Origin of the sequence: Lentzea xinjiangensis, from assembly GCF_900110955.1 — a bacterium.
Lineage (GTDB): Bacteria > Actinomycetota > Actinomycetes > Mycobacteriales > Pseudonocardiaceae > Lentzea > Lentzea xinjiangensis.
On sequence record NZ_FOFR01000016.1, the window covers coordinates 128,986 to 140,199 of the forward strand.

General features: G+C 71.5%; 14 protein-coding genes and 1 pseudogene. 7 read left to right on the plus strand and 8 right to left on the minus strand.

Annotated elements, in window-relative coordinates; all coding sequences use genetic code 11:
* The first annotated feature begins 317 nt into the window (after nucleotides 1-317).
* From BMW88_RS29160 to BMW88_RS44360, 5 genes and pseudogenes are all read left to right on the plus strand, one after another.
* Entirely contained in the window at nucleotides 318-1,136 is an 819-nt protein-coding gene (locus tag BMW88_RS29160) for a metallophosphoesterase family protein (RefSeq protein ID WP_218148244.1), read from the plus strand.
* A complete protein-coding gene (locus tag BMW88_RS29165) occupies nucleotides 1,137-1,775 on the plus strand; it encodes a 4'-phosphopantetheinyl transferase family protein (RefSeq protein ID WP_089956571.1) in 639 nt (212 codons plus the stop codon).
* A gap of 98 nt (nucleotides 1,776-1,873) precedes the next feature.
* Nucleotides 1,874-3,355 (plus strand): glutamate-cysteine ligase family protein, encoded by a 1,482-nt coding sequence (locus tag BMW88_RS29170; protein ID WP_089956574.1) that lies wholly within the window; start codon nucleotides 1,874-1,876, stop codon nucleotides 3,353-3,355.
* Between the two features lie 186 nt (nucleotides 3,356-3,541).
* Nucleotides 3,542-4,210 carry a DUF3800 domain-containing protein gene (locus BMW88_RS29175; protein WP_089956577.1) on the plus strand — a complete coding sequence of 223 codons (669 nt, stop codon included), beginning with the start codon at nucleotides 3,542-3,544 and terminating at the stop codon, nucleotides 4,208-4,210.
* 109 nt (nucleotides 4,211-4,319) lie between these two features.
* A pseudogene (locus BMW88_RS44360) lies at nucleotides 4,320-4,424 on the plus strand (methyltransferase domain-containing protein); the annotation flags it as partial.
* Between the two features lie 88 nt (nucleotides 4,425-4,512).
* Here the strand turns inward: BMW88_RS44360 and BMW88_RS43585 are convergent.
* From BMW88_RS43585 to BMW88_RS29200, 5 genes are all read right to left on the minus strand, one after another.
* Entirely contained in the window at nucleotides 4,513-4,842 is a 330-nt protein-coding gene (locus BMW88_RS43585; protein WP_245778150.1) for a condensation domain-containing protein, read from the minus strand.
* Between the two features lie 20 nt (nucleotides 4,843-4,862).
* Nucleotides 4,863-5,429 carry a TIGR03086 family metal-binding protein gene (locus BMW88_RS29185; RefSeq protein WP_089956583.1) on the minus strand — a complete coding sequence of 189 codons (567 nt, stop codon included), beginning with the start codon at nucleotides 5,427-5,429 and terminating at the stop codon, nucleotides 4,863-4,865.
* Nucleotides 5,429-5,839 (minus strand): type III secretion system chaperone family protein, encoded by a 411-nt coding sequence (locus tag BMW88_RS29190; RefSeq protein WP_089956586.1) that lies wholly within the window; start codon nucleotides 5,837-5,839, stop codon nucleotides 5,429-5,431. The genes BMW88_RS29185 and BMW88_RS29190 overlap by 1 nt, the downstream gene beginning before the upstream one ends.
* Nucleotides 5,764-6,471: a DUF998 domain-containing protein gene (locus BMW88_RS29195; protein WP_245778139.1), complete on the minus strand. Its 708-nt coding sequence runs from the start codon at nucleotides 6,469-6,471 to the stop codon at nucleotides 5,764-5,766. The genes BMW88_RS29190 and BMW88_RS29195 overlap by 76 nt, the downstream gene beginning before the upstream one ends.
* Nucleotides 6,472-6,536: 65 nt before the next feature.
* Nucleotides 6,537-7,394 (minus strand): LysR family transcriptional regulator ArgP, encoded by an 858-nt coding sequence (locus BMW88_RS29200; protein WP_089956767.1) that lies wholly within the window; start codon nucleotides 7,392-7,394, stop codon nucleotides 6,537-6,539.
* Between the two features lie 102 nt (nucleotides 7,395-7,496).
* On the opposite strand from BMW88_RS29200, the gene BMW88_RS29205 reads away from it, so the two are divergent.
* Nucleotides 7,497-8,042 carry a LysE/ArgO family amino acid transporter gene (locus tag BMW88_RS29205; protein WP_089956769.1) on the plus strand — a complete coding sequence of 182 codons (546 nt, stop codon included), beginning with the start codon at nucleotides 7,497-7,499 and terminating at the stop codon, nucleotides 8,040-8,042.
* Between the two features lie 387 nt (nucleotides 8,043-8,429).
* Here the strand turns inward: BMW88_RS29205 and idi are convergent, their stop codons facing one another.
* Nucleotides 8,430-9,017 (minus strand): isopentenyl-diphosphate Delta-isomerase, encoded by a 588-nt coding sequence (idi, locus tag BMW88_RS29210; protein ID WP_089956589.1) that lies wholly within the window; start codon nucleotides 9,015-9,017, stop codon nucleotides 8,430-8,432.
* Nucleotides 9,018-9,129: 112 nt separating this feature from the next.
* Here idi and BMW88_RS29215 point away from each other — a divergent pair, with 112 nt between their 5' ends.
* Entirely contained in the window at nucleotides 9,130-9,318 is a 189-nt protein-coding gene (locus BMW88_RS29215; protein WP_089956591.1) for an MbtH family protein, read from the plus strand.
* A gap of 16 nt (nucleotides 9,319-9,334) precedes the next feature.
* On the opposite strand, the gene BMW88_RS29220 is transcribed toward BMW88_RS29215, so the two are convergent.
* Nucleotides 9,335-10,627, minus strand: a complete 1,293-nt coding sequence (locus tag BMW88_RS29220; protein WP_089956594.1) for a beta-propeller fold lactonase family protein — start codon at nucleotides 10,625-10,627, stop codon at nucleotides 9,335-9,337.
* A 36-nt stretch (nucleotides 10,628-10,663) separates the two neighbouring features.
* Complete coding sequence (locus BMW88_RS29225; RefSeq protein WP_089956596.1) at nucleotides 10,664-11,158, minus strand: GNAT family N-acetyltransferase; 495 nt, start codon at nucleotides 11,156-11,158, stop codon at nucleotides 10,664-10,666.
* Nucleotides 11,159-11,214 lie beyond the last annotated feature (56 nt).

Below are 11,214 nucleotides of genomic sequence, written 5' to 3' on the forward strand. Positions count from 1 at the left end.
GAGGCGCGGGTCCGGGGTGCGTGCGAACTGCGAGTCGGTCATGGGGTCCTCCGCCAGGACTTTTCCGTCAGGTGACAGCGCTCACAGTAGGAACGCGGCCGCGGAGGAAGTAAGTGCGAGAGGCCGGAAAGGCGATGAGCGGACGTGCGACGGCGACGCGCGGCCCGCCCTGTTGAGACGAGTGGCGCACGGTCTGCGACGAACGGATAACCGGTCGTGGTACCCGTCGCACGATCGAGTGATACCCGTTGATCACGGAGAGCACTCCACCGACCGGTAATGATCCAGTCGTTGACGCCTCGGTTACCGTTCGAACTGTGAAGCTCTTGGCCACCAGCGACCTGCACGTCTCCTACCAGGACAACCGCCAGGCGGTGGAGACGATCGCCGCACCCGACCCCGCCGACTGGCTGATCGTCGCGGGGGACATCGGTGAGAAGTTCGCCGACGTCGAGTGGACGCTGCGGACCCTGCGGCCCAGGTTCGCGAAGCTCATCTGGTCGCCGGGCAACCACGAGCTCTGGACCACCAAGGACGACCCGAACCAGGCCCGCGGGGAGATGCGCTACAAGCAGCTCGTGGAGCTGTGCCGCAGCCTCGACGTCATCACGCCCGAGGACCCCTACGTCGTCTTCGAGGGGCCGAAGGGGCCGGTCACCGTCTGTCCGCTCTTCCTCGGTTACGACTACTCGTTCAGGCCACACGGCGCCACGGACGTGGCATCCGCTCTGGCCATCGCCCACAAGGCCGGCGTCGTGTGCACCGACGAGTACTTCCTGCACCCCGACCCGTACCCGTCGCGGGACGCCTGGTGCCGGGCACGCGTGCGGGAGACCGAGGAGCGCCTGGCGCAGGTCGGCGGTCCGACGGTGCTGATCAACCACTACCCGCTCGTGCGCGACCCCACGTTCGTGCTGCGCTACCCGGAGTTCGCGCTCTGGTGCGGCACGGCGCTGACCGCCGACTGGCACAAGCGGTTCAACGCCGTCGAGATGGTCTACGGCCACCTGCACATCCCCCGCACGACGCACTACGACGGCGTGCGCTTCGACGAGGTCTCGCTCGGCTACCCGCGCGAGTGGAAACCGCGCGGCACCACCAGGGTCAAGCTGCACGACGTGCTGCGGGAGTCATAAATGCTGGAACAGCTTCTTCCCCCGCCCATCGCGGCGGTGGAGCGGTACGACGACGAACAGCCGGCCGACCTCTTCCCCGAGGAGGAGGAACTGCTCGGCAACGCCGTGCCCAAGCGCCGGTTCGAGTTCGGCACGGTCCGTGCGTGCGCGCGCGAGGCGATGGGGCAGCTCGGCGTCGCCCCCGCCGCCATCCTGCCGGGCCCGAAGCGCGAGCCGCTCTGGCCGGAGGGCGTCGCCGGCAGCCTGACGCACTGCGCCGGCTACCGCGCCGCCGCCCTCGCCAGGACGACCGACTTCCGGACCATCGGCATCGACGCCGAACCGCACGCGCCCGCACCGGACGGCGTGCTGGAGGCCATCGCGATCCCGGCGGAGCTGCGCCGCATGCCGGGGCTGAAGGTCGACGACCCGAAGATCTGCTGGGACCGGTTGCTGTTCAGCGCCAAGGAGACCACCTACAAGGCCTGGTACCCGATCACCCAGCGCTGGCTGGGCTTCGAGGACGCCGACATCACGCTGAACGCCGACGGCACCTTCCACTCGCGCATCCTGCTGCCCGACGCCCCGGTCGCCGGGTTCCACGGCCGCTGGCTGGTGCAGGGCGACCTCCTCGTCACCGCCATCGCAGTGCCGGCCTGAAACCCCGTTTCGCGCGTTCCGGAACAGGGCACACGGGTGTCGCACTGATCAACGATGGTGCACAGTGGGGGTGAACCCTCGACCGCCGGGAGGCCACCATGGGCGAGGATGTCGCTAAGCACGAGTTCACGCGCGAGGACCGCACGCGGTACCGCACGAAGGTTCGGCGGTGCCTCGACGTGTTCGCGAGGATGCTGCGCGAGGCGCGCTTCGACTTCGAACGCCCCATGACAGGCCTTGAGATCGAGATCAACCTCATCGACGAGCAGGGCGACCCGGCGATGAAGAACCACGAGGCCCTCGATGTCATCGACGACCCGGACTTCGTGACCGAGCTCGGCCAGTGGAACATCGAGATCAACGTGGCGCCGCGCCGGCTCGCCGGCGGCGGCATCACCTCGTTCGAGGAGACCGTCCGCCGCAGCCTGAACTCCGCCGAGGAGAAGGCCCGCGAGGTCGGCGCGCACATGGTCATCAACGGCATCCTGCCGACCTTGCGCTCCAGGCACATCAGCCCGGACCTGCTCTCGGGCAACCCGCGCTACGCGCTGCTCAACGAGCAGGTGCTGGCCGCGCGCGGCGAGGACCTGCAGATCTCCATCGACGGCGTCGAGCGCCTGCACCTCACGGCCAGCTCGATCGTCCCCGAGGCGGCCTGCACCAGCACGCAGCTGCACCTGCAGGTGAGCCCCGAGCAGTTCCCCGCCTACTGGAACGCCGCCCAGGCCATCGCGGGCGTGCAGGTGGCGGTCGGCGCCAACTCGCCCTTCTTCCTCGGCAAGGAGCTGTGGCGCGAGACCCGCATCGCGTTGTTCCAGCAGGCCACCGACACCCGCGGCGACGAGCTCAAGGCCCAGGGCGTGCGCCCGCGCGTGTGGTTCGGCGAGCGGTGGATCAACTCGATCTTCGACCTGTTCGAGGAGAACGTCCGCTACTTCCCCGCGCTGCTGCCGATCTGCGAGGACGAGGACCCGCTCGCGGTGCTCGACAAGGGCGACACCCCGGCGTTGAGCGAGCTGAAGCTGCACAACGGCACCATCTACCGCTGGAACCGGCCGGTGTACGACGTGGTGCGCGACCGGCCGCACCTGCGCGTGGAGAACCGGGTGCTGCCCGCCGGCCCGACCATCGTGGACACGCTGGCCAACGGAGCGCTGTACTTCGGGCTCGTGCGGGCACTGGCCGAGGACGAACGTCCACTGTGGTCGCAGATGAGCTTCCAGGCCGCCGAGGAGAACTTCAACGCCGCCGCCCGCAACGGCATGGACGCGCAGATGTACTGGCCCGGCGTCGGCACGGTGCCGGTCGTCGAGCTGGTGCTGCGGCGGTTGCTGCCGCTCGCCCACGAGGGCCTGATCCGGTGGGGCGTCGACTCGGCAGAGCGGGACCGGTTGCTCGGGGTGATCGAGCAGCGCTGCCTGAGCGGCGTGAACGGCGCCACCTGGCAGGCGCGGGAGTTCCACCGCCACTACGACCACTCGCACCTGGACCGGCCGGACGCGCTGCGCACGATGCTCAGGACCTACGTGGACCTGATGCACGCCAACGAACCCGTGCACACCTGGCCCCTGTCCCCGTGACTGGTGGCCGGGAAAACCAGGCGACCGCGACGAGCCCGGTGGGGCATCCTCACCTGTGATGCCACTTACAACCACTGTGACACCGGCACCGCACCCGGCGGCGAGTGACGACGTGCCGCGGATCCGGCGTGAACACGCGTTCCCGATCCCCGCACGCGCACGTGGTCCCGTGGTCCGGATGTCCTGATGGAGATCGCCTGCGACGAGTCGGGGTCCGAGGGCGAGAAGCTCGTCGGCGGGGTCACCGCGGTCTTCGCGCACGCCGGTGTCTCGTTGTCCCGCGAGGAGGCGGCGGGCTGCGTGGCGTCGCTGCGTTCGATGATCAGGTCACCGGCCCTGGAGTACAAGGCGAACCACCTGCTGCGCGAGAAGAACCGGCGGGTGCTGCTGTGGTTCCTCGGCCCTTCCGGCCCGCTCGCCGGCCGTGCCCGCGTGCAGCTCGTCGACAAGCGGCGGTACCTGGCCGCGCGGGTGCGCGCCGAGTTCGGGGCCGTCCCGGGGCCGCTGGAGCCGTACAACGACCTGCTGCGGGCCAGGGGTCCGCGCGGGGCGCTGGACCCGTTGTTCCCCGCGATCCTGCGGGTGGTGGCGCAGTGGGACGGGCCGGTGTCGATCGTGCACGACCAGCAGCTGTCGCTGACGGACGGGCGGATCCGGCGGCTGCGGGAGCTGGCGCCCCGCCTGGAGAGCCTGACGCTGGTCGACTCGCAGCACGACGCGCGCGTGCAGGTCGCCGACTTCCTGGCGGGGATCGCCCGCCGCGTGGCGGAGGAGGAGCTGCACGGGCGGCCCGACCACGAGGTGATCGAGCTGCTGCGGCCGTTCGTCGCGGGAGGTCGGGTGCGGCGTGCCTGACGCGATCTTCGCCGACCCGCGGCCGGCGCGGCTCTACGACGCGTTCGACGGGCCGCGCGACGATCTCGCGCTGTACCCGGGGATCGCCGCCGAGCTCGGGGCGCGCTCGGTGCTCGACGTCGGGTGCGGCACGGGGAGCCTGGCGGCGCTGCTGGCCTCGTCCGGGTACTCGGTCGCCGGGGTGGATCCCGCGCTGGCGTCGCTGGAGATCGCGCGGGCCGAGGACGCGCGGGTCGCCTGGGTGCACGGCGACGCCACCTCCCTGCCCGCGCTGTCGGCGGAGGGCGTGAGCGGCCTCGGCGTCAGCTCACCAGTGCCGGCTGCTTCCACGCCTGCACCAGCCAGGGCAGGATCCGCGGCAACCGGTCCGCCACGATGTCGTGCAGCACCAGCACCACCCGCCCGGACCGCACCGGCCCCGCGTCCAGCCACACGGCCTGCACGAGGACTCCCGCCTGCAGGTCGAGCCCCGCCTCTGCCTCCGCGAGAGCCGCGGCGGTGGCGGCGACGGGGTCCGCCACCTCGTGGTGCGCGAAGCCGGAGCGGCACAGCTCGGGGTGCAGTTCCACCAGGGAGTCCACCGCGGCGGCCAGACGTCCCACGCCCAGGCCGGCCCGAACCTGCACCGTCATCGCTCTCACATTAGGAGAGCCTAACCTACACTCCACTGCGGATCGCGCCCACTGAGTCCCACGACACGGTCGAGCAGGGGCGCGTTCGAGCCGACCTCCACCGCGGCCGCGAAGAGCGAGCCGTCGCGGTCGTCCGGACCGATCGACGACACGAAGCCGTGGACGACCTCCAGCAGGTCCTCCCGGACCTCGAAGGGCCGGCCGGTCGCCCGCGCCAGGTCCCAGCCGTGCAGCACGATCTCGTCCAGCGCCACGGCGGCCGCGACCTCACCCGGCAGGTCGACGCCGCCCGCGCGGGTCATGCCCTCCCAGGCCTGCGGGGAGCGCCACGCCTGCGCCAGTTCGGCCAGCCGCGCCGGGATCGACTCGCGGAAGTCCAGCGGCAACCGCGCCGCGTCGCCGGAGGCGACGGCCTCCAGCGGCGTCTTCCGCGCCGCCGCGGTGAAAGCGGCCGACAGGCCGTTCACGTGGTCGAGCAGGTCGCCCACCGTGTACTCCGGGCACGGTGTGGGCGCCTTCAGGTCGCCGTCCGAGACGGTGCGCACCAGGCCCGCCAGCTCGTCGGCCGCGGGTGTCAGGTCGAACATCAGTAGCCGTCCCCTCCCCAGAACTGTTCCTCGAGCGTGTCCGCCGTGCCGGCGAGCAACTGGAGCGGGTCGGTGAACTCGTGGATGTCGAGGCCCACCAGCGGCAACGAGTGCCGGACCACGACGTGCTCCCCCATGATCGCGAGGCCGCACGCCACGGTGGACCTGCCGACCTCCTCCAGGACGTCGCGGAGGTTCACCTGCGAGGCCAGCCCGCACGGGGAGGCGATCTGCACCCACTCGTGCATCTTGTCGAGCACTTCCCGGACGATGATCACGACCTGCGTGCGGTCGTCGTCGTCCTCGTCAGCGTCGCCGAAGGTGAAGAGGATCCTCAGCTCCTCGTCCTCGTCGTGGATGACGTCGTACTCGGCGCGGATGTAATCCGCGAGGTCTCCCCAACTCGCCATGGCGCAACCCTACTGGCCGCGATGGCCCACAGCCCCACGACGAGCACGGCGCCGACCTCCGCGGCGAGCAAGATCCTCTCGATGTAGCCCAACGGGAACACGCGCCACCAGCGAACGTCCGAGACCATGCCCACCACGATGGCGTACAGCAGCGGCATGAAAGCGACAACGCTCAACAAACCGGACGCCATCGTCCACCTGGCGTGTCGCCCCCACACGTGGTCCCGCAGCCACGGCCGCGCCAGCAGGATGATCGCGATCGGCAGGCTGACGAACGCCACCATGCTGCCGAAGCGGTGGATGCTGCCGCTGAGCTGGTTGGTGCCCATCGCCCAGTTCGTCTTGGGGAACGCCACCACGAGCAGCAGCCCGGCCGACCACAGCACCAGTGCGACCGATCCCGCCGACCGCCACCTGGCGACCCCCTCGTGGACGAGCACCCCGAGGATCGCGAGCGAGCCGGCCGCCAGCAGCAGCACCGCGACGTCGAAGACGGGGCGGTGCGCGCCCAGCGCGTACTCGCTGATCGTGCGGCGCAGCGGGCCGACGGTCAGGTCGAGCAGACCGACCATGGCCACCGTCGCGACGACGGCGAGCGAACCACCGGTGGCGGCGAGTCGAGGAATCAGCACGGAACGGTCAACGCCGGAGTGGCCCCGTGCGGTTCCTGGGTTCAGCAAGCCGACAGGATCCGCCGCTACCGCAGCGCCACGGCGGCCTCCTCGGCCACGGCCTCGGCGACGGCGTTGAGCGCCGGCGAGTCGAGCTTCCACTGCTGCCAGTACAGCGGCACGGAGATGGTGCGGCCGGGCGCGAGGTCGACCAGGCCGTCCTGGAGCTGCTGCGGCGGCACCATCCCCCAGCCGAGCCCCGCCACGACGGCCCGCACGTACACCTCCGACGCCGGCACGTGGTGGCGGTGCTCCGAGGCGCCCCGGCCGCGGGTGAGCGTGCGCACGAACCGGTCCTGCAGGTCGTCGTTGCGGTCGAACACGACGACCGGGGCGTCCGGCAGCCACGACTTCAGGGCGCCCTCCCCGTGCCGGTCCACGAACGACGGCGACGCCATCGCGGCGTAGCGGATGTCGCCGAGCCGCCGCACCGAGCAGCCGGCGACCGGTTCCCCGGACGACGTCACCGCCGCCATCACCAGCCCCTGGCGCAGCAACGCCGTCGTGTGGTCCTGGTCCTCGCGGTGGAGGTCGAACGAGATCCTGAGCGACGCCGGAACCCGTTGCAGGGCGGGCAGGAACCACGTGGCGAGCGAGTCGGCGTTGACCGCGATCGGCACCCGCACGACGGCGGCGGACCCCAGCGCCGCGCCGAGGTCCTGCTCCAGGGCCAGCAGTTGCCGGCCGTACCGGACGATCACCTCGCCCGACGGCGTCAGCCGCACCGGGCGCGCCCGCACCAGCAGCACCCTGCCCGTGCGCTGCTCCAGGGCCTTGATCCGTTGGGAGACAGCGGAAGGGGTGACGTGCAGCACGGTGGCCGCGGCGTCGAACGTGCCCGCGTCGACGACCACGAGCAGCGTGCGCACCAGGTCCAGGTCCATCACGGCTGCTAATGGTACGTAAGAATCTGTAGCTGGCCTCATCAGGAGGGCGTCCATACCGTCGATGGCGTGACTGATCTCCTGCTCGGCTTCGGCACCACGATGACCCTGATCGTCGCGATCGGCGCGCAGAACGCCTTCGTGCTGCGCCAAGGACTCCGGCGCCAAGCCGTCGCCGGGGTGGTCGCCGTGTGCGTCATCTCGGACGCGGTCCTGGTCGCGGTGGGCGTCGCCGGGTTCGGGGCGGTCGTGCGGCGGTGGCCCTCCGCGATCACCGTCGCCGCGGTCGCCGGCGGGATCTTCCTGCTGGGCTACGGGTTCCTGGCCGCACGCCGCGCGGTGCGGCCCCGGGCGATGCAGGTCGACGACGGCCACGGGGGGCGGCCCGTGCTGACGGCGCTCGCGCTCACGTGGCTCAACCCGCACGTGTACCTCGACACCGTGCTGCTGCTCGGCTCGATCGCGGCCGGCCGGTGGCTCTTCGGCGTCGGCGCGGTCACCGCGAGCGTCACCTGGTTCGTCGCGCTCGGGTACGGCGCCCGGCTGCTCAGCCCGCTGTTCGCGAAGCCCCGCGCGTGGCGGGTGCTGGACGGCCTGATCGCCGCCGTGATGATCGGTCTCGGGGTGGGCCTGATCGCCGGGTCGTGACCATCACCAGCACCGCCGACACGGCCACGACGCCGCTCACGACGGGCGCCGCGGCGCCCACGCCGAGAGACGCCGAGGCCAGACCGGCGCTGACGACAGCACCGGCGACCACCCGTGACCGGACATCGCCCATGCCGGTCACGCCAACCCGGCACCGGCCGGGCCGGGCGGCGGGCGAGGGCGCGTCCCCCGCACGGCGGGCCGCCGCGCCGGTGGTTCGACGCGGCGGTAGGTCCAGCACGCCGGTAGGTCCAGCACGCCGATTCAATGCGGCGGCAGTTCAACCCGGCGACGAGTCCAGATCAGCGGCAAGCCCAGTCCCACCGGCAAGCCCAGCCCCCACCGGCAAGCCCAGCCCCCACCGGCAAGCCCAGCCCCACCGACGCGTCAGCGCAGCGGCGGGTCCAGCCGGACGGCGCCGGGGAGCCCGGCCGGGTCCGCGACCGGCCACGCCAGCGGGTCGGGCCCCAGCTTCACCAGTTCGGCGATCTGCAGGCGCGACCACGGCGAGATCTCCCGCGTGCCGTCGAGCGCGTCGGCGGCGAACCGGGTCCACGCCACCCGTTCGGTGGAGTCGACCTCGTCCGGGTTGGGGGCGGGCTCGTCGTCGGAGATCACCCGGAACACCGGGCACATCTCGTTCTCGACGACGCCGTCCATCTCGGCGCGGTAGCGGAAGGCCGGGAGCAGCAGCTCGGGCTCGGAGCACTCCATGCCGAGCTCGTCCCGCAGCCGCCGCAGCACGGCCTGCGCCATGTCCTCCCCCGGCAGCGGGTGGCCGCAGCAGGTGTTGGTCCACAGGCCGGGGAAGGTCTTCTTGTGCAACGCGCGGCGGGTGAGCACCGTGCGGCCGGCCGAGTCGAAGACGTAGCTGGAAAACGCCAGGTGCAGCGGGGTGTCCGCGTGGTGCACCACGGCCTTGTCCTCGACGCCGATGGCCGAACCGTCCTCAGCCAGGAGGACCACCTGTTCCACAGTCACACCCACCACGTAATCACACGCGGGCCGGGAGCGGGAACCGGGTTCGGTGGGCGGCCTTGAGCGCGGAGATAGCCGGACCATAGGTGGCGGGGGTCACCCTGGGGGCATGACTTCCCCGTTCGCCCAGGCTCACACCATGTTCCTGGTGCTGGTCAGCCCGACGGGCCGGCACTCGATCTGGCCGGCGGTGCTGCAGGTGCCCGCCGGCTGGCAGGTCGTCCACGGCGTCGCGTGCCGGCAGTCCTGTGTGGACTACATCGACGCGGCGCGGGCCGACCTGCCGCTGGCGGCGTAGGCCCTTCCTCCACCCGTTAGAGCAGGGTGATGTGGCCGTGTGCCGCGGCTCCGCCGTGCTCGTCGTCACCCGCGTACGAGGCCGTGAAGCCCTGCAGCAGGGTCGACAGGCCGACCAGCAGCGCCACGTTCGCGTCGCAGGAGGCCCTGCCGGACGGGTCGGTCGTGGCGGTGCACAGCGGGTTGCCCTTCACCGTGCGGAACACGACCTTCCGCCCGGTGACCGGCGTGCCGGTGTGCTTCTCGGTCAGCGTGGCGCTCAGGCCGCGCACCGAGAAGCCGAGCAGCCGCGGCTGGAGCCGGGCGTGCCCGGCGACGAGCTTCGACGCGGCCGGCGGCACGAAGCTGATCGCGATGCCCACCGGGCGCTGGCCGACGGCGATGGAGCCGGTGACCGTGTTCGACGCCGTGTCGATGACCGACACCGTGTTGCCGCCGAAGTTCGTCACGTAGGCCGAGGCGCCGTCGGGCGTGAGGGCCACGCTGATCGGCCGGTCGCCGACGGCGATCTTCCGCAGCTCCACCATCGCCGTGAGGTCGACGACCGACACCGAGTCGAACTCGCTGTTCGTCACGTACGCGCGGGTTCCGCCGGGCGACAGCGCGATGCCGTGCGGCACGAACCCGACCCGCGCGGTGCCGGCCACGGTGCGCGTGGCGACGTCGATGGCGGAGATGTCGTCGGAACCCTTGTTCACCACGTACACCCGCTTGCCGTCCGCGGACGCCGCGACCGCGGTCGGCGTGCTGCCGACGTCGATCGTGGTGACGACCGCGTTGGAGGTCGTGTCGACGACCGAGACCTTGCTCGGGCCGACGACGTCGTGGGTGACGTAGACGGCCGTCCCGTCGCGGGTGACGACCACGCCGTCCGGGTTCGGGCCGACCGCGACGGTCGCCGTGACCGCCAGCGTGGCCGTGTCGACCACGGACACCGTGCCGTCGCCGTAGTTGGTGACGTAGACGAAGCCGCCGCCGGGCGCGACCGCGACGCCCGCAGGGTGCCTCCCCACGGGGATGGACTTGTCGACGGTGTTGGTCGGCGTGTCGATGACCGTCACCGTGTCGTGCACGGAGTTCGTGACGTAGCCGCGGGTGCCGTCGAAGGCCACCGCCGCCATGTACGGCGAACTGCCGCCGCTGTCCGCGATCGTCTCGGCCACCGCGTTCGTGGCGGTGTCGACCACCGACACCCCGCCGCCGTTGTTGGCGACATATCCCAGCACCCGGCCGGCGGGAGCCGCCGAGGCCGGGGTGACCACCAGTGCCGCGGTGACGGCAGTCGCCGTCACCAGTGGGCGCAACCGCATGTTCCCTGCCTCCTGGCAAGCGTCATCCCGACCTGCTCAGGACATCGCGGCCGGAGGAGCGGCCGTTAGCCTCTTCAGGCTCTTCTCGAACCAGTGATCGGCGTACGGGGCGTCGTTGTAGCGCTCGATCTCCGCGAAACCGCGCTTGGCGTAGAGGCTCCGCGCCTCGACGAGGTCCGCGCGGGTGTCCAGCCGCAGCACGGTGACGCCCCGCGCCAGGGCTTCGTCCTCCATCGCCGCGAGCAACGCCGAAGCGGCGCCCTGGCCGCGAAACGGCAGCCGCACGAACATCCGGGTCAGCTCGCCGACGCCGGCACCGAGGAACCGCATGCCCAGGCAGCCCGCGTCCTCACCGTCCCGCGACGCGACCAGGAAGACCGGCACGTCGTCGTCCTGCTCGTCGCGCTCGTAGGCGTCGATCTCGGCGTCCTCGGCCGGACGTCCCCGGTAGCGGCTGATCATCTCCGCGTTGTACTCGCGGTTGAGCGGCGAACGCGCGGCGTCGGTGGCCGTCACGGTCCAGTTCGTCATGCCACCATCTTCGAAAGCTCGTCCACCCGATTGACCGAGGCGCTGTGACCCAAGTC